The sequence below is a fragment of the Longitalea luteola genome (assembly GCF_017356035.1).
Lineage (GTDB): Bacteria > Bacteroidota > Bacteroidia > Chitinophagales > Chitinophagaceae > Niastella > Niastella luteola.
This window is the reverse complement of the sequence record NZ_JAFIQX010000001.1, coordinates 553106-578109: the sequence shown is the minus strand read 5'-3', so window position 1 is coordinate 578109 and position 25004 is coordinate 553106. Positions and strand designations below refer to the sequence as shown.

The window sequence follows — 25004 nt, the reverse complement described above, 5'->3', positions numbered from 1 at the left end:
TGATTTGCTTATGTTCTACTTCCCGATAAATTTCAAAATCTCTGAATCTTGAAATCTCAAAATCTCGAAATCTTAAATCTCGAAATCAGAAATCAGAAATCAGAAATTGCATTAGATCTTCTGGTAGTGCAAACAAACAACCCCTGAGCTAAACGCTTTATTGGTAACCAGCTTCAACCGGGTCAATTGCTGAATATCTTTAAACAAAGGAATGCCTTTGCCAACGAGAACCGGATTTACAAACAACCAGAATTCGTCTATCAGTCCGTAATACATGAGGGAATGCGTAGCACGGGGACTGCCAAAAATGATGATCTCTTTTTCGCCCTGCTGTTTCAGCGCTTTCACGCGATGCTCCACTTCGTCACTAATGATCATGGTATTAGCCAGTTGCTGGCCTTTCATCGATTTCGACAGGATCACTTTGTCTACTTGCTTATACCAGGCGGAATGTTCAAGATCATGTTTGGAAGCATTGGGTTTATCGGCTGCTGTTGGCCAGTAAGATTCCATCAATTCATATGTAACCCGGCCGTATAAAGCCATATCACTCGCACTGGTGCGGTCACCGGCATAATCGAAAATTTCATCGTCTACCTTTATCCAATCCATTTCTCCGTTGGGTCCAGCCACAAAACCATCCAGGGAAACATGCATAAATGATACGAGTCGGCGCATACTATTAAATTGAAGTTTAAGATAAATAATTGATGACACAAACCTACTATGGCGGCTTGAATTTCATAAGGGTGAAATGCGACAATCTCAAGGGGTGATCCCGTCAATCAGGTATCGGCATCTTTTGCTATTTTGCGGAAAGATGGCTTTTTACCGCCAAAAAGATTTATTATTGAAGTCCCTTAAGCAATATCATGTCCGTCACTAATCCATTACTGGAGCTCAGCAGATCTGTGGTGAATGTACCTTTCGAGATACATACCATGGAATGGATCGCTCAAAACAGGTTTCACCAGAACGCCGTTCCGCATCGCCATAACTATTTTGTGATCATCTGGGTGAAAAAAGGTTTAGGTAAACACCTGATCGACCTGGAAGAATACGAACTGGAAGATAATACGGTGTATTGCATTACGCCCGGACAGGTACATCAGCTAAATACCACAGGACCCGCGGAAGGTTATGTGATCTCATTTATGGCCGAGTTCCTGGGTGGCGCCGAAGAAAATTACGATCTGTTGTTCAATACCGGCCTCTTTTACACTTTTTCCAATTCGCCGGTTATTAAGGTAAACGAAGAAATGAGCATTGAAATGCAGGATGCCGTGGTTAAAATGCAGAAAGAGTTCAATAACTTCTTTATCCTGCGGGCCGAGATCCTGCGCGGTTTCCTGAAGATTTTCCTCATTTACCTTACCCGCCAGTACGACAGGCCAAGAGAAACGGAAGCCCAGTCAAAAAGCATCGACCTGGTAAAACAATTCTTTGCCCTGGTAGAAAAAAATTTCACCAGCAAAAAAATGGTCACGGATTATGCCGAAGAGCTGGCCGTTACACCCAATCACCTGAATGAAGTCGTAAAAAAAATAACCGGTTCCCCTGCCAGTCATCACATTCAGCAACGCATTATCCTCGAAGCCAAACGCCAGGCCGTATATTCACGGGTCACTATGAAGGAGATCGCTTACCAGCTCGGCTTCGACGACACAGCCCATTTCAGTAAGTTCTTCAAGAACGCATCAGGTGAAAGTTTTTCCGATTTCAGGGCGAGAAATCAGAAAGAATAACCTTGATAGCCACAGATCATCCGGTGTAACAAGCGATACCAACTTTTCCATGATTTGTACATCAACATCCTTTGAACGTCAATTGCAGGGCAATTTGATTTTCATTTATTTTGTCAATTGAACAAGTATGAACACAACCGTAAAACATGCAACCTGGGCCATCGACCCCACGCACTCAACCATCCGGTTCGATGCCAAATACCTGTTGATCTCGTCTGTATCAGGCTGGTTCCGGGAATTTGAAGGGACCGTAGTGAGCGGGCAGGACGGTTTTTGCAACAGTGAGATCAACCTCACTATATATACCCATTCGTTAAACACCGGTAACGATGAGCGCGACAACCATTTACGATCACCCGATTTCTTTGATTCGAAGAACTTTCCCATGATACATTTCCGCTCAAGGGAAGTTACCATGCAGGAAAAGAACATTCAGATCAATGGAATATTGACCGTAAAAGGCATTGAACATCCATTCAGCTTTACCGCTACCTTTTTAGGGATGTGCGCCGATCCTATGGGTAATACGAAAGCCGGGTTTGAGATGGATACCGTCCTCAACCGGAAAGACTTTAACATCACCTGGAACCAGCTGTTCGACAAAAACGGACTGTTGCTCAGCGATGAAGTGAGGGTGCATTGCGATCTGCAATTGTTAAAACTATCTTAAGGGCTCAAGGCTAAAGGCTGAAGGCTCAAGGCTCAAGGCTGAAAATAAACAGTTAACATATTTAGGTTAAGGTCAGTAGAAATGTTCTGCTGACCTTTCTTTATTTTGTACGCTCTCCTACCCTTTTGCGTTCCGCATTAAGCACCTGCCTGCCGGCAGGCAGGTTCGGCGTTAAGCGTTCCGCGTTCGGCGTTAAGCGTTTGGCTTTCTTCCCATAAAATGTACAACAGATTCCATCATATCACTATTCTCCAGCTCCTGTTTCCGGGCGAAATTTGTGATGTCAATAATTAATAACAAAACAAAAAATAGTAAAACAATGGCACAAGTTAAATGGACACTCGATCCAATGCACAGTGAAATAACTTTCAAAGTAAAACACCTGATGATCAGTACCGTAACCGGACAGTTCAGAAACTTTAATGTAGTTGCAGAAACCGCAGGTGATGATTTCAGCCAGCCCGGTCATGTAGAGGCAACCATCGATGTAGCATCAATCGATACCAATAATGAGCAAAGGGACGGCCACCTGAAAAGCGACGATTTCTTCGGCGCGGCAAATCACAACCAGATCGTTTTCAAAGGCAACAAGCTGGACGTAAATGGTGATGAAGGCAAATTACATGGTGAACTGACCATTAAAGGTGTTACCAAGCCCGTAGTATTGAATGTAGAAGTCGGCGGTGTGGTAGTTGATCCATACGGACAAACAAAGGCAGGTTTTACCGTAACCGGTAAAGTAAGCAGAAAAGAATTCGGCTTGACCTGGAACGCCGTGACAGAAGCCGGAAATGTAGTAGTAGGCGATGACATCAAATTCACTGCAGAAATCCAGCTGGTAAAGCAAGCCGCTTAAGGAAATCGCACAGTTCCCACGTCGGGCAGCCGGTCATGGTATAATACCATGGCCGGCGAAAAAAGCCAAAACCTTATCGTAGCTTCATATTAGAATTTACAATTATGGAAGATAAAATTTTGGGCATCCATCACATTACGGCCATAGCCGGTGAAGCCCAGCGCAATTATGACTTTTATACCAAAGTGCTCGGATTGAGATTGGTAAAGAAAACCGTGAACTTCGATGATCCGGGTACCTACCACTTTTATTTTGGAAATGAAACCGGTACGCCCGGCACTATTCTTACTTTCTTTCCCTGGACCCATGTAAAACCTGGACGTGTAGGAACCGGCATGGCTACCGATATCGGTTATGCAGTACCTGCAGGCAGTCTCGATTTCTGGAGTAACCATTTTGAGAAACACCAGGTACGGTTTGGACAAATAGACGAACAGTTCGGCGAACAGATCCTTCGATTGGAAGACCCGGATGGATTACGTTTACAGCTGGTAGTTCCTTCGAAACCAGACAACCGCACGCCCTGGGTAACCAGCGACATCAACAAGGATGTGGCCATCAAAGGATTTCACAACGTCGTTCTGGCCTTACGGAATATTAAACCTACTGCCAGCATTCTTACCGATATCTTCGGTTATACATTATTGCAGCAGGAAGGTAACCGTTACCGCTTTGTAACCGATGCCGTTGAAAACGCCGCTATCGTTGACCTGGTAGAAGAACCTGAAGTAACGCACGGACTGGTAGCCGGCGGCACCAATCACCACGTAGCCTTCCGGGTAAAGAATGACGAGCAGCTCATGCATTTCCGGGAGATCATTGAAAGCAAAGGCTTCAATATTACCCCGAAAATAGACCGGAACTATTTTTACTCATTGTATTTCCGCGAACCGGGCGGAGTGTTGTTTGAACTGGCGACCGATAATCCCGGTTTTGCCATAGATGAACCGGTAAATGAACTCGGTACCAATTTAAAACTGCCGGTACAATATGAACCGGAACGTGCTACGATAGAAAAAGTATTACCCAAACTGATACAATAATATCATGCATACAAAACAAGTTATACGGGCCGGCAAGCAAACAGGCGAAGCGACAAAAGCGTTAATTATGATCCACGGACGAGGCGGCAGTGCAGAAGACATTCTGGGGCTTGCAGATTATTTGCCGGTGAAAGACTTTGCCCTGTTTGCGCCGCAGGCCACTAATAATACCTGGTACCCGTATTCTTTTCTGGCAGCTCCGAAAGACAACGAGCCGTGGTTATCCAGTGCCCTGGCCCTGCTGAAAGAAGTAGTAGCCGATGTAGAAGCCACCGGCATTAAAAAAGAAGAGATCTATTTTCTCGGCTTCTCACAGGGCGCCTGTTTAACGCTGGAATTTATCACCCGCCATGCAAACCGTTACGGTGGTGCGGTTGCTTTTACCGGCGGACTGATCGGCGATAAAATATATGATCAAAATTATACCGGTGATTTTGCCGGAACCCCCGTCTTCATTGGCACCAGCGATCCCGATCCGCACGTACCGGTAGAAAGGGTTCATGCGTCAGCAGAAATACTGGCAGGAATGCATGCACAGGTAACCAAGAAGATCTATAAGAACATGGGGCATACCATTAGCCAGGACGAGATTGACCAGGTGCGCGAATTGATCTTCCATAATTCTAAGTTATAAGTTTTAAGTTATAAGTTTTAAGTTTTAAGTACTAAGTAAGCAGCCTGAAATTAAAAACCGTGCAAGGATCAACCCTTACACGGCTTTTTGCTTTTTTTTCATCTCTCATCACTTTTCTAAAACTACAAACAATTCCTGACTGAAAAATCAAAACCTGGCTATATACAACGAACAAACTAAAAACGGTAAACTTTAAAACTGTAGACTACTGTTTAATATTACGGTAGAACCATCCCGAACTTCTTCACTCCCCGTCTTCACAATAAGGTCGCCTGCATTCAGCTCACCAAACACTTCGACTTTACCATCGGTTTCCCGGCCTTTCTTCACATCCACCCACTCCGCTTTATTGTTAACCACTTTAATTACAAACACCCGCTCCTGTGAGCTTACCACAGCCGTTTTGGGCAAAATGAACGTGCTGTCTTTCGTTGACAGCGGGATCATGACATTGGCAACCATACCCGGCAGCAATCGTTTGTTCGCATTGGTTACATCCATTTCTATCCGCTGCGAGCGCAGGCGGCTGTCCAGCGCACCAGCCAGCCTTTTTACCTGGGCAGAGAACTTTTCATTCGGAAATGCGTTCACGTTGAAGTTCACAATATCCTGCTGGTTCAGGTAACCGGTATAGGCTTCCGGTACATAGATCACCAACCGCAATTTCTTTTGCTCCTGCAGCGTGAATAACGGAAATTCAGACCCTTTTCCTGACGGACCTACATAAGCGCCGGGGTTAACATTACGGGCGGTGATCACACCATTGAAAGGCGCTCTTATCTCGAGGTAGCCCCTTCTGTTGGCCACTTCGCGGGACTGTGCTTTGGCCGCATCCCATTGGGCAAAGTCTGAATTCTTTTTGGCCAGGGCCTGATCCAGGTCATTCTGCGAAATGGTACCAGGCGTTTTACTCGTCTCCAGCAACCGTTCGTAGTTCGATTTGCTGGCTATATACAGTGCTTCCTGCGATCTTAACCTCGACTGTGCCGCCGCCTCCAGCGAAGCCAGTTCAGGCGCCTCCATGGTTACCAGTAACTGACCGGTCTTTACTTCAGAGCCCACATCTACGTATAATTTCCGTACAAAGCTGTTTTCCTTGGCATACAGGTCAACCTGTTGAAAAGCCACCAACTCACCAGGGATCTGCAAAGAAGAAGAAAGCCTGCCTTTTTGCAGCGACACCACTTCGGTTGAAACCACAACCGGTGCTGCTTTCGTATTATTCGCCGTTTCCTCCCCATTGGTTGACTTGCAGCTTTGCAATAAAGCCAGCAGGCCAATACCCGCCAGCACAAAGCCCGTGCTTCCTTTTAACAACCGGCTGAAAACCGGCTGACGTACAGGATCATGATGTATTACATTTTTCAGTTGCATATATGCGCTTTTTCTATTTGATTGAGGTGTGCCACATTTACTTTCGACGATGCGGGGAAATGTGGCACACCTTTTACATTTTACTCGAACTCTACGAATTTTCACTATTGCCGAATGTCGATTGACGATTGACGATTGCTGACTCACCCTCATGATAATATTTACTCTCCTTATCCTCAGGATCGAGGGATACAGATTGAATGGAAGCTTTTCCCTGCACCCACGCAAATACCATGGGCAGAATAAACAAGGCGGCAATTGTAGAAGCGATCAAACCGCCAATTACGGCACGTCCCAAAGGAGATGCCTGGTCGCCGCCTTCACCGAAACCCGAAGCCATTGGTATCATCCCCGCCACCATCGCAATGGTTGTCATGAGAATAGGCCGTAACCGCAGCGCTGCTGCTTCCCTCGCGGATGCCCAGGCATTGCCGTTGTGCAGGCGGAGGTGCTCTGCATTGGTAATAAGCAGCACCGAGTTGGCGATGGACACACCCACCGACATAATGATACCCATATACGATTGCAGGTTAAGCGTAGAACCGGTTAATTGCAACATCACCAGCGACCCGAACACAACCGCTGGTATGGTGGCCAGGATCACTGCCGACACCTTGAACGATTGAAAGTTCGCAGCCAGCATCAAAAAGATCACCACAATGGCTACCAGCAATCCACCCTGCAGACTGTCGAGCGTATCGGTCAGCACTTCACTTAAACCTTTGGGCTCAACAGTTAAACCGCGCGGTAATTCGCCCATCGATTGAAGGGCCTTTTGAATGTCCCTGGTAGCGGTACCCAGGTCTTTATTATTCAAGTTGGCAGTAACACTCAGCATCGGCATGGCGCCCACGTTATCGTTCTCACCATACGTAAAATCGGGTGTAATGGAAGCCACATCGCTTAGAACCGGCCGTGGCTGATTGCTTACAAGCGGTATTTCGCCGATATCGCTTACGCTGGTCATTTTGTTTTCAGGTACGTACACCATCACACTGTACGACAGGTTTGACCTTTCATCCACCCACACGTTCTTCTCGGTATAACGTGACGAAGAAGTAGACGTGATCAGCGAACGCGAAATATCGTTGATATCCACGCCCAGTTGCGCGGCCCTGGTTCTGTCGATATTGATGTTGATAGCAGGGTATTTGGTCGACTGGCCCAATTGCACATCCCGCAGGTACGGGATCGTTTTCAATTTATCGATCACCTTGTTGGCATATTCCTCATTCAGTTTTTTATTTCTGCCTGAAATGCGGATCTCCACCGGTGTAGGCGATCCCTGGCTCAGGATTTTATCGGTTAGTTGAATCGGTTCAAAAGATAATTTCACTTCCGGGATAACCGTCGCCAGTTTCGCCCTGATCTTTTCCTTCAGTTCATCCAGGTCTTCTTCATATTCCTCACTCAACTGCACCTGCACAACGGCCTCATTGGGGCCAGGCATGAACAGGTAGATGGGGCTGGTACTGAACAATGCGGGGTGCTGACCTACGTATGCAGAAGTAACAGAGATATTTTTTTTGCCGATCAGGTCATCCAGCGACTGAAGCGTTTTCAGCATAAACCCTTCAGTACGTTCAATACGGGTACCTTCAGGCGCTTTTATCCGCAACTGAAATTGTCCGGCATTCGTGCGGGGCAGAACGTCACGGCCAATGTTCGATAGCAACAATACGGCGGCGCCACTTACCAGCACAAGATAGGCGATCACTACAGGTTTGCGGTAAGGTAAGATCCGTTCCTGGAACCGCAGGAAGCGTGCGCGGATCTTTTCAAAACCTTTGGCATCTTTGCCTGTTTTATCGAGCAATACTTTCTTTTGATCCCAGGTATCTTTATCATGTTCAACCACTGCTTTAACCTGTTCCATGGTATGATGGTTTACAGGATGCGCCTTCATGATCCAGTTGGCCATGATGGGTACAAAGGTCTGGGCCAGGAAATAAGAGGTTACCATGGAGAATGCAATTGCCAGCGCCAGCGGCAGGAACAAAGAACCGGGTATGCCGCCCATGGTGAATGCCGGCGCAAAAACCGCCAGGATACACAACAGGATGAGCAACTTGGGAAAAGCGATCTCCTTACAGGCATCCCAGATGGCCAGCGCCTTCGGTTTCCCCATCGCAAAATGCTGGTGTATGTTCTCGATCGTCACCGTTGATTCATCGACAAGGATACCAATGGCCAGCGACAGACCGCTTAAGGTCATGATATTGATGGTTTGCCCGAACAGCGACAGGAACAAGACACCGGAAATGATGGAGGTTGGAATAGTCAATATCACAATTAACGCGCCTCTTGCATCGCCCAGGAACAACAGTACCATCAACCCGGTAAGTATGGCGCCAATAGCGCCTTCCGAGATCAAACTCTTCACCGCATTGATCACATATACCGACTGGTCGAATTCATAAGACAACTTTACATCATCAGGCAACTGGGCCTGAAATTTTGGAATGGCTTTCTTCAGGTTCTGCACCACTTCCCAGGTGCTGGCATCGGCCGATTTGGTGATCGGCAGGTACACCGACCGCTTTCCATTTACCAGGGCATACCCTGAGGTAATATCGGCGCCATCTTCAACGGTTGCCACATCGCGCAGGTACAGGTTCTGAACCCCGCCCTTGAATAACGGAATGTTCTCAAAATCTTTTATCGTTTTGATAGTGGTGTTGGTTGGTGTTATATAGTTCTTATCATTGATACGCACATTGCCCGAAGGAGAGGTCTGGTTGTTGATGCGTATGGCGGCCACCAATTGATCGGGCGTCATATTGTGCGCCCGCAGCAACTCCGGATCGGCCTTTATGACCACCGTACGCACGTTACCACCAAAAGGCGCCGGTGATACCAGGCCGGGAATAGAAGTAAAAGAAGAACGTACATACACGTTGGCGAGGTCCATCAGCTCGTTGTTGCTGCGCACTGCACTGCTCAATACCAGCTGTCCTACCGGCAGCGTGGAGGCGTCGAAACGCAGGATGAACGGCGGCTGTGACCCTTGCGGAAAAATTGCCTGGGCCCGGTTACAATACGCGCTGACCTCCGCTGCAGCCTGCGCCATATTGGTTCCGGGATAAAAAGACAGCTTCATCAACGTTAGCCCCTGGATATTCTTTGTCTCAATGCTCTTTACACCAGATACATACAGTAAAAGGTTCACGTATTGTTTACCAAAGAATGCTTCCATTTGGTTGGGCGTATAACCACCAAAGGGGTGAGAGATATAAATAACCGGCAGGTCGAGCTTGGGGAAGATGTCTACCTTGATGCTCCGCACGGCGCTTACCCCAAAAAAGCACAACCCTGCCACCAACACCAGGATCGTTATGGGTTTTCGTAATGCTAATCTAATGAGATTCATAAATTATATTTAATACGCTGAACGCTGAACGCAAAACGCTGAACGCAGAATGCTTGATACGTAAAAAGTTTAGCGGATTTGCGATTACTGTTCGCATACAATAAAGGACTAAGAACTATAAACTGTAAACTTTGAACTTTGAACTTGGAACTTTGAACTTTGAACTTTGAACTTTGAACTTTGAACTTTGAACTATAAACTTTGAACTATTTAACCTGCCTTATAAAAAGATCAAAATCTCCGGAAGCAGCCGATTTCAACAACAACGACTGCCATACATTGATATACGCCACACTGCGGTCGGTTTCTGCGCGGTTCAGCGTAAACAAGGCCTGCTGCAGGTCAACGATATTGGTTAAGCCATTTTTGTACAAAACGCTTTTCTGTAAAAAGGCGTCGGCAGCGGCCTGGTATTGCTGCGGCACCTCATGCACACTTTCCAGGCTGTTCTCGATGCGCTGATCGGCCAGGATCAATTGATCCTGCAATTGGGTATTCACCTGGTCGTACTCATTCTTGTAGGCCTCGGTAATGAACTGCTGTGCTTTTACCTGCTGTTTTATCTTAGCAATGCTCATGATATTCCAGGTAACGGCCAGTCCTGCCACATAGTTGCTGCGCGTTGGCCTGATACCATCCAGGTAATCACCTGAATACTTTGGGTTGGTAGCCGGTGAATAAGTATGATCAAACCCCGAACCCCTGGTTTGAAAAACACCAAACAGGTTCACGCCCGGTAAAATGCTTCTTTTCAGGTAGGCGGTAGCCACATCGCTTTGATTGATGCGTGACTGAAAAAACTTTATTTGCGGATTTTGCGTAACAGGCGCATTGGTTTTTACCTCGGCGGGCAGCGCCGTAAAAAAGCTGGTGTCGAGATTAAAAGCGGCCGGCGGTACATTCAGGAACTGCGCCAGCTGGATCCGCAATTGCAGCTCGTTGTTGCGTGCATTGATCAGCGCCAGGCGGGCGCGGGAAACTTCCGCATTGGCAATGGCAGAATCAACGCCGGCATTTAACCCGGTGCGGGTTCTTGCCGTCACCACTTCTTTTACCGACAATGCCCTGTTGAGATTCGCCTGCGCATTCTGCACCAGCTTCTGGGAGGTGAGTAAATTCAGGTAAGCCCCTGCAATCTTCACACTATGAATAAATTGTTCCTGTACCAGGTCGGCAGAATCCCGTTGCACCTGGGCACTGGCCAGGTTGATCTTTGATCTCAACCGGCCGAACGTAAAGAATTCCCAGTTGGTGTTTATGAAGTACAGCGAGCCAAAAGAGGCATTCCAGTTTTGCGAAGCACTGACCGGACCACTCGATGCCAGTCCCGGAACGCCCACCGCGCCCAGAGGACCATACTGTCCGTTAATGGTACCATAATCCTGTTGCACCGAGGCAATTACATTAGGCAAATATTCATTGCGGGTATTTTGCACCAATGCGGCTGAAGCATCCAGGTAATTTTTCTTCGCCTTTATGCTTTGATAATTCTTTAATCCCGCATCGATGGCTTCTGATAATAGCATCGGTGATGATGACTGCGCTGTTGCCGGCTTGTCAAATCCAAACAATAGCAGCCCCATAACGATCACCGGTAGTGGAGTGACACGTTTAGTACTTTTTTGGGTTCTTGCTGTAGTTAGAAAGTGTAACCCGTAAATTCTTTCGCGTAAGACCATGATTGGTTGTTAATTGAACGTTAACGGTGAAAAATCCTTCGCAGTGAAAGAAGTTACTCCTCACCTTTTAATCCGTTTTTAATGGAAAGCATCGTGGCAGAGACAGTATGTTTGCTCAGCGTTCATGTAGCAGGTGATCAATGATCCGGTTTTTACCAGGCTGCGCGAATTTTAACAGGCATGTAAAAATGCAAATTCCGGTTCGATATTCTGTTGTACAATTTTGGGTTTATTCTGTACTTTTACAGGCATGAACACGGAGAACCTCCATCAGCCTTTCGAGATACTTTATAAAGAAACAGATGAGTGCCTCAAACCAACCCACAAACACAACTTCTTCGAACTGGTATATATCATCGATGGCACCGGCACCCATTGCATCAATAAGAATAAATTCGAATACAGTAACGGTCATCTTTTCCTGCTTACGCCGCAGGACTCACACAAGCTGACGGTCAGGACTACAACCAAATTTTTCCTGATCCGCTTCAATGATATTTATTTCAAATCACAGAATGAACTGGCTAACAGCCATCAGAATGAATGGATAAAAAAGCTGGAGTTCATTTTTCATAATACCACGCATTCACCCGGCTGCATCCTGAAAGGAATGAACGATCGTGTGTTAGTAAAAGCGTTGATAGAAGGATTGATCAAGGAGCATATCAATAAAGATCCCTATCACCAGGAGATCATTCATCAAATGGTGAATACCGTGATCTCTATTGTTGCCCGCAACCTGTACATCAAAGTGCCGGGGAAAATGAAGTATGATTCCAACAATGATGAAACCATTTACAAGATCATACATTATGTGCAGGCCAATATTTACAAACCTGAATTATTAAAGGCCGAACAAATTGCCAACACTTTCCAGATCTCGGTCAATTACCTCAGTGAGTACTTTAAAAAACATACCGGCGAAACCTTACAACAATATATCACCAACTACAAACTGAAACTGGTAGAAACAAGATTGCTGCACAGCGATATGCGCATTAACGAGATTGCCTTTGAATTACATTTTACCGATGAAAGCCATTTGAACCGCATTTTTAAAAAATACAAAGGCATGAGCCCTACCGGCTACCGTAAACAGGTAATGTTCGACCGGAAAATGGTAGCGGCTGCTACAGCCTGAGAAAACAGTTACAGGTTACAAGTTACCGGTTACAGGGATTTTCCCTGCAACCGGTAACCGGTAACGATTAAATTGATTGAAATCTTAATCTCGTTGTATTAATTATGTCTAGTGCGTCGATCAATGTTTCTCCCCGGAAATCCCGAATAGCTACGGCTGTGTTTTTCTTTGTGTCGGGTTTTGGTTTTTCCTCCTGGGCTTCCCGTATTCCAACCATTCAGCAAAATTTACATTTAAGTGAAGGCAGGCTGGGTGCGGTTCTGTTCGCCCTGCCCGCCGGACTTATGTGCACCTTACCGGTCACGGGTTATTTGTTGCGCCGGGTCAGCAGCCGGTATACCATGTTCACCGGTGCGGTAATCTTTAATCTCATGTTATGCCTGGTTGGATTTACCACCGAAACCTGGCAATTGGTAGTGGTATTGTTCTTCTTCGGCTGTTCGCGCAACCTGTTCAATATTTCGGCCAATGCACAATCCATTGGGGTGCAGGCTATGTATGACCGAAGCATCATTACTACCTTTCATGGTATTTGGAGCATTGCCGGTTTTGCCGCTGCAGCCATCGGGTCGCTGCTGGTCAGTTTCAGCATTCCACCCTCATGGCATTTCCTGTCGGTATGTATTATCCTCACCAGTCTCTGTGTTTTCTTTTTTAAAGATACGGTTCACCAGCAACCACAACCGCATGAGCGGTTACAGAAAACGAAATTCAGGATGCCCGATAAAGCCTTGCTCAAGCTGGGATTCATTTGTTTTGCAGCCATGGCCTGTGAAGGCACCATGTACGACTGGAGCGCTATTTACTTGAAAAAAGCGGTACATGCTTCCAAAGAAATGGCCACGACCGGTTATGCCATTTATATGGTGGCCATTACCCTCGGCCGTTTGACCGGCGATAAACTGGCTGGCAGCATCGGCGTAAAAAATATGTTGAAGTACAGCGGCCTGCTCATCCTCACCGGCTTGTTGCTTGCAGCTGTCTTTCCTTATACCATTACAACCGCCGTGGGTTTTATGATGACGGGCTTCGGATTATCCTGTGTGGTACCAATGGTCTTCAGCATGGCAGGCAAGATCAAACATATGAGTGGCGGACCTGCCATTGCCGGCGTTTCTACCATTGGTTATTTTGGCTTTTTGATCGTGCCACCTGCTGTTGGTTTTATTGCTGAAGCATTTAACCTGCGCTGGTCAATTGCATTGATTGCTTTATTCGGCGCATTGATCACCTGGCTGGTGAGTGAAATGAAGGATTAAGTTGACCAGTTAAAGAGTTGACAGGTTGACGGGTTGACGGGTTGACGAATTAACAAGAATACAGGAAACAGATACAAAAGATAAGGCCCAGGGGGCAGGACCGGATCAGGCGGGGAACCTGAGCCTTGACATCTTCCCCCTGGCACCTTATACCTTGGTTTTTCCAATCATCTTCCAATACCCACTTTATCATCGATCTTCACAGTTCGATATGCTATAGTTTTACCAACCGGGTTGTGCTCACATTGCCTGTTTTTTTGTTAGTGATGCGAACGATCCAGATCCCTTTGGCCAGTCCACCTGTCTGGATAGTTATAGCACTGACGCCGGTAGCTGAGGCAGTATACGTGCGGCTGCTCACCACATAACCACGTGCACTTTGCACTTCAATGATCAACTGATCGCCGGCTTCCGCATATTTCAATACCTGGGCCTGGCTACCGCTGATCGGGTTGGGCACAACAGAAGCCCCTCCTACTGTAGTCGCCATATTGGTGGCTGCACTGCTCATTGTAGCAACACTGCAGGCGCCCAGCGGTTTCCACCACCAGTCAGCCGTACCAGGTGTTACATTGTACAGCGCATCAGACTGGCTTTCGTATAGATTGCCATTGTAAGTAACCTTGTCGCCCCTGCTGTAAATTCTGGGATAAGGCTGGTACTCAGCAACACCGGCGCAATTGCCGCCGCCTGTGCTGCTACCAACGGTGATCGTTACTGCCGCAGATGTAGTAACCGCACCACTGTTATCTGTAGCCTTTGCTGTAAGGGTATAAGAACCGGCCGCTACATTGCTCCAGGTATAGCTGTATGGCGATGCCGTAGCTTCGCCCAGGTAGGTGGCCCCGTTAAAGAATTCCACTTTACTTACTGAACCATCTGCATCGCTGGCAGTGGCCACCATTGTAATTGTTGCAGGAGCCGTAAAGTTAGCACCGGCTGCAGGGGAAGTGAAAGTTACAACAGGCCCATTGTTATTACCGCCGCCATTGCAATCGCTGATATATTTCCAAACCCTGCCTTCGCCTGAATTCAGATCAGGTTGCTCGTTTTGTGTCCACCATTTAGCTTCATACACTTTGTTATTATACACTACCTGGTTAGGCGCTACATAAACTTTAGTTGCGCTCCATGGTTCAATGCCATTACAGCCTGTGCCGCCACCTGTTCCTACTGTGATAATTACAGCAGCAGAAGTGGTTACAGCGCCTTTATTATCCGTGGCTCTTGCCGTTAATGTATAAGTACCATTGGCAACACTGCCCCAGGTATAAGTGTATGGTGATGCGGTAGCTTCGCCCAGTTTACTGGCGCCATTAAAGAACTCCACCTTGCTTACCGTTCCATCGGCATCGCTGGCAGCAGCAGTGATAACCACCGTAGCCGGTGCTGTATAGGTGGCGTTATTGGCAGGTGATGTAATACTCACCACCGGCGCATTGTTATTGCCACCGGTATTGCCAAAGAAATACTCATAATAGTTATTGGCAAACTCGTCGCCGTTGGCCTTATCCCAGTTGATCGACCAGGTCATGATACCTCGCAGCCCGGGATAACCGCCTGCCTTACGCATAACATAACCACCGCCAAAAGATTGCCCTTTTGTGAGGTAATTCAAAGCATTCTTTACATTGACAGGTGTTGTGTAGCCAGAGCCCGCCGCTGAGGTCATAGCAGGTAAACCAAAGGCTACCTGGTCTTCGCGCAAGGCAGGGAAGGTTTGACTGGTACCTGCTACAGGGAAACCACTTAACAACATTTCAGTCATAGCCACAATGAAGTCTGCATTGCCGGAAGAGTAGTTTTTATTGTCCATACCCGTCATTGGACCGGTATTATACAGTTGCGGGTGAATGAACGTTAATTCATTGCGCAACCCATAGATCAAAGGCAGGTAAGCACCTACCAATGGCGAATAGGCGGAAGCATAGGCAGCCTGCACATAATAGGTCTCGGGCGCCATAGTCAACCAGCATTCTTTTCCATTTGCTTTGCGGTAGCTGATGATCTCTTTTACCGCAGCGATCAGGTTCACCACCTTGGCGGTGGTTGGATTCATAAAGTTGTTGTCGCCATTATCAAGCACGAGGTTGCTGCCCCCTTCGAGGTCAATATCAAATCCATCGAAATTGTATTGATCCAGCAACGACTTCATGGAATTTACAAAGGCGGTTTTAGCAGCCGCTGTATTCAGTAACAGAACGCCGTTCTCACCGCCCAGTGACAGCAGCACTTTACGGCCCTGTGATTGTAAGGTTTGAATATCGGCTTTGAAATCCGCTACGGAAGTACCTTCCGGTGTAAAGCTGATGGTAGCATGGTCGGCGCCGCTCATCCCGAAAGCTATTTGTATTACATTGTATTTAGGATTCACATCGCGTAAACGGATATAAGGAGGCGTTCCCGTAGCAGTACCCCAGTTATGCCAGTAACCCACGATCACCTTGTTACCGCCATTGCCGCCGGTATTTCCATTAACCGTTAATGTTATAGCGGAAGAAGTGGTAGTGGCACCGCTGTTATCGGTAGCAACAGCTGTAACCGAATAGCTGCCTGCTGCCACATTACTCCAGTTAACGGTGTAGGGAGAGGCAGTAGCAGTACCGATAGGTGTGCTGCCATTGAAGAACTCCACCTTTGAAATGCTGCCATCGGCATCAGCTGCATTCGCAGTAAGGGTGATGCCGGCCGGTGCGGTAAATGTGGCGTTATTGGCGGGTGCTGTGATTGACACAGTTGGCGCCTGATTTCCACCTGTGCTGCCATTGGCAAACACCTGGTTGATCTTGTTCACCAGCTTCGATTTGGTATTGGGGCAGAAGATCAGTTTGCCTTTTGCCACGGTGCTGCTGATCATGTCGGTCATATCACCATAGACCTGCCAGATGATCACCCCTGCCAGTCCCTGGTCTTTGATGTATTGTGCTTTCGCCTCAATGGATCTTTCGTTATCATAGCTCAGGAAATAGTTGCCTTTTGTTTTGTACGGAACTTTGGCTACATCGTCCCAATGGTCGGTCCAACCCGAACCACTGCCGGTGGCCTGCAGAATATAACTGTAAGGCGGCGTACCATCCCACAGGTCTCTTGCCCAGTTGGTAAAATCGGCACAGGTTTGAATCGGACCATCCGGCTGCACCGTCTCAGCACGTTTGGTAGTAGCGCCATTCAGGGCAGCCGCTCCGCTCGTGATCACGCCTCTGCCATAGAAAGGAGCGCCCAGGTTCACCTTGCTCATATCAATACCCAGGTTACGGATACCCCTCACTGTTCCATCCAAAGAAAAACCCTGGTACTCCATCCCCGGATAATCATACAACGGCGCATTATGACCTGCTTTGTTGCTCCAGCCGCCATTATAATCATAGGTCATCATATTCATGTAGTTGAGCACGCTGTTCATACGGGTCCAGTTAAAGCCGGCCAGCTTTCCAGGGGATGCAGCAAAACAGGAAGTGATCAGTTTGCTGTTACCTATCGCTGCACGCAGTTCCTCGAGCAGGGTGGCAAAATTGTTATAATCGGCCGTACTGTAACGTTCGATATTCATACCGGGATCATTGGGATATTCCCAGTCGAAATCGATGCCATCAAAGCCCATTGCGATCAACTCTTTACAATTAGCAATGAATTTGGCGCGTTTGGCGGCATCTGCGGCTACTTCCGGATAATGTTTACACATGCTCCAGCCGCCGATAGAGGCCATTACTTTCACGCCTTTTGAATGCGCCAGTTCAAGTACGCCGGGGGCACCACCCTGTTTATGGATCGACAGCGGAAAGGCGCCGGTTCTGCCGGTATTCACATTCCGCCAGCCGCTGCCTTCATTGCGATAACCCAGGCTGTAAGCATAACTGCCATCTGAAATAAAATACAAAGTTTCCAGCTCGCCGTACAACAGGAACAGGTCCCAGCTGCTATAGATATCTTCATTCACCAGGGCAGCCGGTTCCTGCACCGCTCCTGCCTGGTAAATATTCTTATTACGGAAATCACCACTGTGTAAGGAACCATCTTTGGCAACGCCAAAGAACGAGAAATTCAGAATGGTATATTGGGAATAATCAACATTCAGGTGATTAAAGCCGCCTTTGGGAACCAGGTTCGACACTTCCTTCCAGGCATCCCATTGCGTAATATAACCGATCACCTGTTTGGTGTGCTGCGCGGTAGTCGCCGGCACCGATGGGCTCACCTGCGCATGGCTGTTGCAAAACAAACAAAACAAAATAGCCAAATGAACATACTGCAAAAATTGCCAGCGGCGCTTTTTGCGTAGGGTAGACAACGTTTTCATACTGTAAGGCATTTTTTTTGGTTAACAATTACGCGGAACGCTCAACGCTAAACGCTCAACGCGGAACGCTAAAGGCACAAGGCTCAAGGCTGAAGGCTCAAGGCTGAAGGCTCAAGGCTCAAGGCACAAGGCTGAAGGCGTAAGGCTGAAAGCAATGTCATTTACATGTAAGCGTTACGTAGGCGCACTTTTATTTGAGCGCATAAAAAAATGCACAGCAAGCCTTAAGCGTTAAGCTTTTTTAGTATTAAAAAATTGAAGAAGGTAATTCGTAAATGCAGTAATATAGTTGCAGAAGCAGGTACAAAGTAAAAGCAGATCGAAATATTCTGTTTACTTAAACAGTTTTATTTTTTTCCACATTAAGGATGTCCGTTACTGTTAAATTGATTCTCAGACCCGAACACATGCAAGACTTACAATTTATCAAAAAATAAACAGATAATCTTAAGAAACCACCCTGCGTCACTGTTATAGGTTCCATAAATAGCGGCGGCAGCGTCTGCCAGCCGCTGCGGCGATTATCGAGTAATTTTACTCTTTGCCATCATGATAATCATGTATAGCTTTGAAATTTCAAACGATTTAGCGAGATGATTCAATTGGAGTGATTTTTGCCTCTACCTTCTTTGCAGAGATCACTTGCCTGTAAATAGTAATTAAGTTGTAGTTGCATCCCTTGGCACTTAAGCGGGTATTGAACCCGCTTCCCTGAGACTGTTTAGATATAGCCATTTTTTTCCCTTTTGAATCTGTTACCAGTTACCGGTTTCCGGTTACCTGTTACCAGTTACCATTACTCGCAGCGCGGCTGCGGGGAATTGTCTATTGCCAATTGACGATTGTCGATTGCCGTTTGGCTTTTGCCCATTGTCTATTGCCAATTGACGATTGTTGATTGCCGTTTTGCTTTTGCCCATTGTCTATTGCCAATTGACGATTGTCGATTGCCGTTTGGCTTTTGCCCATTGTCTATTGCCCATTGACTATTGACTATTGACCATTATAAAACACCAAATTGTTTATCTATGAAAAAGTTTCTACTCGCTTGCTTATTGGCAGGGTCGCTAACCACCCTCCAGAAAAATGCCCAGGCACAGAACTGGCAGCTGGTATGGCAGGATGAATTTACCAACAGCATTGGCGCCGATTGGGTTTTTGAAACCGGCAATGGCAGCAGCGGCTGGGGCAACAATGAACTGCAATATTACCGCGGCGAAAACGCTGCCATTGAGAACGGTCAGCTCGTGATCACGGCCAAACGCGAATCATTCGGCGGTTTCAATTACACCTCTGCCCGCATGAAAACCCAGGGAAGAAGATCATGGAAGTATGGTAAAATAGAAGCGCGCATTAAAATGCCGGCATTTTCCGGTATCTGGCCTGCTTTCTGGATGCTGGGCGATAACATCACTACAGTTGGCTGGCCCGACTGTGGTGAGATAGATGTCATGGAACACATCAATGCTGAAAACAGAACGTATGGCACACCACACTGGAGGGATCACAACAATAACTATGCTTCCTACGGGGGTAACACCTTCTGTACGGTCACCGACTATCACGTATACAGCATTGAATGGGATGCCAATTATATCCGCTGGTTTCTCGATGGAACGAAGTTCCACGAAATGTACATTGGCGGCGGCATCAACGGCACCAGCGAATTCCATAACAATCATTTCCTGTTGTTGAACATGGCCGTTGGTGGCAACTGGCCGGGTTTCAATATCGACCTCAATGGTTTCCCCGCAAAAATGTATGTTGATTACGTACGCGTGTACCAGGATGCCGGTGGCAATCCCCAGCCCGGCACCACCATACAGGCAGAAAGTTATACCAGCATGAACGGCGTTCAAACCGAAGCCACGACAGATGCCGGCGGTGGCCAGAATGTTGGCTGGATAGATGCCAATGACTGGATGGCTTATGGCGCTGTTAACTTCCCCACCACAGGCACATATAAAATTGAATACCGGGTGGCAAGTCTGAACGGTGGTGGCCGCTTATCGCTCGACCTCAACGCAGGTTCTATCGTCCTGGGTCAACTGGATGTACCTGCTACCGGCGGCTGGCAAAACTGGACCACCATCTCGCACAACGTGCATGTAAACGCCGGAACCTATAATCCGGGCATATTTGCCGTGGCAGGTGGCTGGAACCTGAACTGGATCCGTATTACACCGCTATCAACAGCAAGGGTAACCCAAAGCGATATGGTGAACAACCTCATCAACAACCCGGTGCAGGCCGGCAAAGGATTTACCATTTACCCTAACCCCGTCAGGCAGCAATTGAATATCCTCAGCGGAGAATCGCTCACAGGCGGGCTCATCCGCATCTTCGATATCAATGGTAAACAGGTATTAACAGCAAGGCCGGCCGGCAACCAGATAAATGTAACCAAACTGCCGCCTGGTATGTACACGCTTGTTTTCACTAAAAACCAGACAAGAATTACCAAAGAGTTCGTGAAATAAAACCGCAATTTTTAAAATCTGACATCATGAAAAGAAATCTACCGGGAAAGATTTTCCTGCTTGTACTCCTTTTTGCTTCCATGCAACGCGCATCTGCGCAGTTCAGGGTGGTCGGTTATATGCCTTCGTGGGCAGGCGATGTGAACGCTATACAATACAGTAAGCTTACTCATATCAATTATGCCTTCGCATTGCCAACGGCAACAGGTGGTTTGCAGGCAATAGAAAATCCCTGGAAACTGCAAAGCCTTGTATCACTCGCGCATGCAAATGGCGTAAAAGTACTGATAGCAGTTGGCGGCTGGAACGACGGCAACGACAGTGGTTTTGAATCTCTGGCCGCAAACAGTACTTACCGCACCAATTTCGTGAACAACCTGATCAACTTCGTTAATCAGTACAATCTCGACGGTGTTGATATCGACTGGGAATATCCCGATGCCGGCGCTTCTGCCAACAACTATCTTGCGTTGATGTCGCAATTGTCTACTGCTATGCACAGCCGGGGCAAACTGTTGACAGCTGCGGTGGTTGCCGTAAACGGCGGCAGTATCCTGAGCAGTGTGTTCCCTGTTGTCGACTTTCTGAACCTGATGGCTTATGACGCCAACAATGCCGATCACTCAAATTTCAGCTACGCGCAACAGTCAATAAACTACTGGCGGGGCCGTGGTTTACCCAAAGAGAAATGCGTATTGGGTGTTCCCTTCTATGGCAGACCCAGCTGGGAAACGTATGCACAGCTGGTTAACCGGGGCGCTAACCCGTATGCCGATGTTTTCAATGGGGTGTATTACAATGGTATCACTACCATCAAAAACAAAACCAACCTGGCATTCGATCAGGGCAATGGGATAATGATCTGGGAGTTGTCGGGCGATTTCAACGCCGGCAATCCAAACTCATTGTTATCGGCTATTCATGAAGTGGTGTTGCAAAGAGGTGGCACTAACCCTCCTCCCCCGGGCACCCTCATCCAGGCGGAGAACTATAACAGCATGTCAGGTGTACAAACAGAAGCTTGTACCGATGCAGGCGGCGGCTCTAACGTAGGCTGGATCGACGCTACTGACTGGATGGCCTTCTACAACATCAACTTCCCTGTCACCGGTACTTACAAAGTAGAATACCGGGTGGCCAGCTTAAATGGCGGCGGCGTTGTATCCTGCGACCTGAATGCAGGTACGATTCAACTCGGCCAGGTTGCTATTCCATCAACCGGTGGCTGGCAGAACTGGACAACCGTTTCTCATAATGTTACCATCAATGCCGGCACTTATAATTTCGGCGTGTATGCACAGGCAGGCGGCTGGAACCTGAACTGGGTTCGTATTACCCCTGTAACTACTGCAGCGCGTACCGAAGCAGTGAGCACCCTGACCGGCCAACCTGTTCAAACAGCTGACGCTTTCACCATTTATCCCAATCCTGTAAAACAGCAATTGAACATTATAAGCGGTGAATCACTGTCAGGTGGAATTATCAACATTTTCGATATTAACGGTAAACAGGTGTTATCATCACGTGCAGACGGCAACCGGATCAATGTATCTTCGCTGGCACCCGGCGTATATACGTTGGTGTTCGCAAAGAATGGCACCAGGATCACCCGTCAGTTCATTAAGTAAGTGTTATTACTATCCCGCTAATTAGCTCATAAACCCTGTCTGGCTTACACCGGAACATACATATTTAAAAATATGTATGGAACCTGGAAAGGTTTTTGCCCGACAGGGTTTTCGCTTATACTTCATATCATACCTTAATTGACCACCATGAAAAAACTGAATCTGTACCTGCTGGCAGGCCTATGCGCCTTCGGGTCCGTAACCTATGCACAGGACAAACGTTTTGCCATAGGCAGCAGCACCCATGTCTTAAAAAATTATCGCGACCAGTTATTCAAAACAAAACAGCCGAATGGTAAAAGCCTTTTACAATTAAGAATTTCCGCTTCGCTTACTTTACCCGCCGCCATCCATTTCCGCCAGTCAACAGGCGCACAGGTTGAACAGCTGGCCGGCAGCATTGACAATGTTCCCAATTCTTCCTTTTATCTTATGATCGAGGGTAAAACAGTAGTTGGTCATATCCTCATGCGCAATAGTAAAAAAGCTTATAAGTACGTTTCGGATAACAACGGCGCTGTATTTATTGAAGAGACCGACATTAACAAAGTAGTTTGTATCGATTACAATAAAGCGGGCACAACGCCAGCCGGCGATACAGGCGCCAACGAAACACCTGCGGCCAATGCAGCGGCTGCAGTGACCGACCTGCAAAGTTATCCCGGCGGCAATGGTTGTGTATTGCTCGATTTCGATGGACAATATGTTTCAGGTACTGGCTGGAACAACGGTAATCCTATCAATGCGGCCCCGGCTAACCTGTCAGATGCTGATAAGGAAAACGTATGGCGATTGATCAGCGAGGATTTCCGTCCTTTCCATTTGAACGTTACCACCAGTGAGGCTGTTTTTAATACGTACCCAAAGACGAAAAGAATGCGTTGCATTTTTACACCTACCAATACAGCTGCTCCGGGAGCCGGCGGGGTAGCTTATCTGGGTTCTTTCAGGTGGAATGATGAAACACCCTGCTGGGTATTCAACAGTGGCGCCAGGGCAGCCGGCGAGGCCGGTTCACATGAAGTGGGTCACACCTTTGGGCTGTCGCACGACGGCAGAACATCGCCCGATGAGGACTATTACCAGGGCCAGGGCAACTGGGCGCCCATTATGGGCGTTGGCTATTATAAATCGCTGGTGCAATGGAGTAAGGGCGAATATGCCAATCCAAGCACCACCCAGGATGATCTGGCCATGATCGCCAGCACCACTTACGGCGTAGGGTACCGGGTCGATGACCATGGCAATTCCATGTCAGCTGCTGCCGCGCTTACGATCAGTGCTGCAGGCAGTGTAAGCAACACCGGCGTAATTGAACGTACCGGCGATGTGGATATGTTCTCCTTCAGCACCACCGGCGGTAACATCAACCTGAGCTTCAACGCCAATACCTGGTATCCCGACCTGGATGTACTGGCAACTTTGTACGACAGGAACGGAACCGCCATTACCACTGCCAATCCCACTACCCTGAACGCCAGCATCAGCGCCACACTGGCCGCCGGCACTTATTACGTTTCGGTTACAGGTACGGGTTCAGGCAATCCGCTTACCACGGGCTATTCCAACTACGGCTCCCTGGGTGCATACTCGATCACAGGCACTGTGGCCGGTGGTTCTGCCCCAACAGGCATTGCCATCTTTTATAAGGATTGCAACTACACGGGCGCCTTCGCCATCGGGTTGAATGAAGGCGGTTATACAACTGCGCAACTCAGCGCCCGCGGTATTACCAATAAAGACATCTCGTCAATCAAAATTACGCCCGGTTATGAAGTGGTGCTGTACAGGAACGACAATTTCACCGGCGCTTCTGCAGGCTATACAACGGATATTTCGTGTCTGGTAAGCAGCGGCTGGAATGATTCTGCGGCTTCTTTGCGCATTCGCTCTGTAACCAATACCTTACCAATTGTAAGCATTACCGCACCAGCGGGCGGCACCAGTTATACCGCTCCTGCCAGCGTTACCATCAATGCAAATGCATCGGATGCTGACGGCGCGATCAGTAAAGTGGAATTCTTCAATGGTACTACGAAACTGGGCGAAGACCCTGGCAGTCCGTATTCATTTACCTGGGCGAATGCACCTGCCGGAACTCATGCAATACGAGTGGTAGCGACCGACGACCGGGGCGGGCAGGCCACTGCACAGATCAATGTTATCATAAGCAATCCGCCCGGTGCTATTGTGTATAAACATTGCGATTATGGCGGGTATGCCATCCATCTGCCCGTTGGCAGCTACACTGTTAACCAGTTAATGGCGCTCGGCGTCATAAACGACGATGTTTCTTCGGTAAAAGTGAACAGCGGTCATGAAATGATCCTGTACCGCGACAACAATTTCGCAGGTCCGGCTTATCTGTTCAGAAGCAATGCCGCCTGCCTGGTGAGTGCAGGTCTTTCCGGCGGCACTACTGTCAACCTGAACGACTGGACCAGCTCCATAGTGGTTCGCCAGGCTGCGGCCCGCACCATGGCCCCGGGTGCAACTGACGGCGTGGTGCCGTTCACCGGCTACGAGGCCTCGCTGCAGGTATTGCCTAACCCGGTTAACAGTGAGCTGGTTATCCAGTACGGTAATATGGGAGAATTTTTCGATGTAAAAATTATTGACGTAAATGGCGCTATTGTCTACAGTGCACCACGCATCCTGAGCGGGCAGCACCTCAATATAGCCAGTTTGCGCACAGGGGTTTATTTCCTTAAGATCTATACCGGAAAAGAAACCATAACGAAGAAACTGATCAAACGCTAAGAAAGGCAACGAGGCATCAAGGCAACGAGAAAAGGCATAGAGGAAGTTCCTTTATGCCTTTTGCCTTT

At 47.7% G+C, this 25004-nt stretch carries 15 protein-coding genes; 10 read left to right on the top strand and 5 right to left on the bottom strand.

Annotation, left to right across the window (positions count from 1 at the left end):
• Positions 1 to 111: 111 nt before the first annotated feature.
• Positions 112 to 678, bottom strand: a complete 567-nt coding sequence (locus tag JUB15_RS02135; RefSeq protein ID WP_207510669.1) for a dihydrofolate reductase family protein — start codon at positions 676 to 678, stop codon at positions 112 to 114.
• Positions 679 to 872: 194 nt separating this feature from the next.
• Here JUB15_RS02135 and JUB15_RS02130 point away from each other — a divergent pair, with 194 nt between their 5' ends.
• The 5 genes from JUB15_RS02130 to JUB15_RS02110 all read left to right on the top strand — a co-directional run bounded on the left by JUB15_RS02130 (position 873) and on the right by JUB15_RS02110 (position 4948).
• Positions 873 to 1745 carry an AraC family transcriptional regulator gene (locus JUB15_RS02130; RefSeq protein WP_207510668.1) on the top strand — a complete coding sequence of 291 codons (873 nt, stop codon included), beginning with the start codon at positions 873 to 875 and terminating at the stop codon, positions 1743 to 1745.
• Between the two features lie 127 nt (positions 1746 to 1872).
• The gene (locus tag JUB15_RS02125) at positions 1873 to 2415 is read left to right on the top strand and encodes a YceI family protein (protein WP_207510667.1); all 543 of its coding nucleotides are present in this window, start codon (positions 1873 to 1875) and stop codon (positions 2413 to 2415) included.
• A gap of 319 nt (positions 2416 to 2734) precedes the next feature.
• A complete protein-coding gene (locus JUB15_RS02120; RefSeq protein WP_207510666.1) occupies positions 2735 to 3271 on the top strand; it encodes a YceI family protein in 537 nt (178 codons plus the stop codon).
• Between the two features lie 104 nt (positions 3272 to 3375).
• Positions 3376 to 4314: a ring-cleaving dioxygenase gene (locus tag JUB15_RS02115; RefSeq protein ID WP_207510665.1), complete on the top strand. Its 939-nt coding sequence runs from the start codon at positions 3376 to 3378 to the stop codon at positions 4312 to 4314.
• A 4-nt stretch (positions 4315 to 4318) separates the two neighbouring features.
• Positions 4319 to 4948, top strand: a complete 630-nt coding sequence (locus tag JUB15_RS02110) for an alpha/beta hydrolase (RefSeq protein WP_207510664.1) — start codon at positions 4319 to 4321, stop codon at positions 4946 to 4948.
• Positions 4949 to 5140: 192 nt separating this feature from the next.
• On the opposite strand, the gene JUB15_RS02105 is transcribed toward JUB15_RS02110, so the two are convergent.
• The 3 genes from JUB15_RS02105 to JUB15_RS02095 form a co-directional block, all read right to left on the bottom strand.
• On the bottom strand, positions 5141 to 6322 hold the full coding sequence (locus JUB15_RS02105) for an efflux RND transporter periplasmic adaptor subunit (protein ID WP_207510663.1): 1182 nt from the start codon (positions 6320 to 6322) through the stop codon (positions 5141 to 5143).
• A gap of 91 nt (positions 6323 to 6413) precedes the next feature.
• On the bottom strand, positions 6414 to 9692 hold the full coding sequence (locus JUB15_RS02100) for an efflux RND transporter permease subunit (RefSeq protein ID WP_207510662.1): 3279 nt from the start codon (positions 9690 to 9692) through the stop codon (positions 6414 to 6416).
• A 206-nt stretch (positions 9693 to 9898) separates the two neighbouring features.
• Positions 9899 to 11275, bottom strand: a complete 1377-nt coding sequence (locus JUB15_RS02095) for a TolC family protein (protein ID WP_207510661.1) — start codon at positions 11273 to 11275, stop codon at positions 9899 to 9901.
• 346 nt (positions 11276 to 11621) lie between these two features.
• Here JUB15_RS02095 and JUB15_RS02090 point away from each other — a divergent pair, with 346 nt between their 5' ends.
• Both JUB15_RS02090 and JUB15_RS02085 read left to right on the top strand, forming a co-directional pair.
• On the top strand, positions 11622 to 12512 hold the full coding sequence (locus JUB15_RS02090; protein ID WP_207510660.1) for an AraC family transcriptional regulator: 891 nt from the start codon (positions 11622 to 11624) through the stop codon (positions 12510 to 12512).
• 104 nt (positions 12513 to 12616) lie between these two features.
• A complete protein-coding gene (locus tag JUB15_RS02085) occupies positions 12617 to 13771 on the top strand; it encodes an MFS transporter (RefSeq protein ID WP_207510659.1) in 1155 nt (384 codons plus the stop codon).
• Positions 13772 to 13985: 214 nt separating this feature from the next.
• Here the strand turns inward: JUB15_RS02085 and JUB15_RS02080 are convergent, their stop codons facing one another.
• The gene (locus tag JUB15_RS02080) at positions 13986 to 18068 is read right to left on the bottom strand and encodes a glycosyl hydrolase family 18 protein (protein ID WP_207510658.1); all 4083 of its coding nucleotides are present in this window, start codon (positions 18066 to 18068) and stop codon (positions 13986 to 13988) included.
• A 1028-nt stretch (positions 18069 to 19096) separates the two neighbouring features.
• Between JUB15_RS02080 and JUB15_RS02075 the strand changes: the two genes are divergently transcribed.
• The 3 genes from JUB15_RS02075 to JUB15_RS02065 all read left to right on the top strand — a co-directional run bounded on the left by JUB15_RS02075 (position 19097) and on the right by JUB15_RS02065 (position 24936).
• Positions 19097 to 20548: a carbohydrate-binding protein gene (locus JUB15_RS02075; RefSeq protein WP_207510657.1), complete on the top strand. Its 1452-nt coding sequence runs from the start codon at positions 19097 to 19099 to the stop codon at positions 20546 to 20548.
• A gap of 26 nt (positions 20549 to 20574) precedes the next feature.
• Complete coding sequence (locus tag JUB15_RS02070; protein ID WP_207510656.1) at positions 20575 to 22176, top strand: glycosyl hydrolase family 18 protein; 1602 nt, start codon at positions 20575 to 20577, stop codon at positions 22174 to 22176.
• A 147-nt stretch (positions 22177 to 22323) separates the two neighbouring features.
• Entirely contained in the window at positions 22324 to 24936 is a 2613-nt protein-coding gene (locus JUB15_RS02065) for an Ig-like domain-containing protein (protein WP_207510655.1), read from the top strand.
• Positions 24937 to 25004 lie beyond the last annotated feature (68 nt).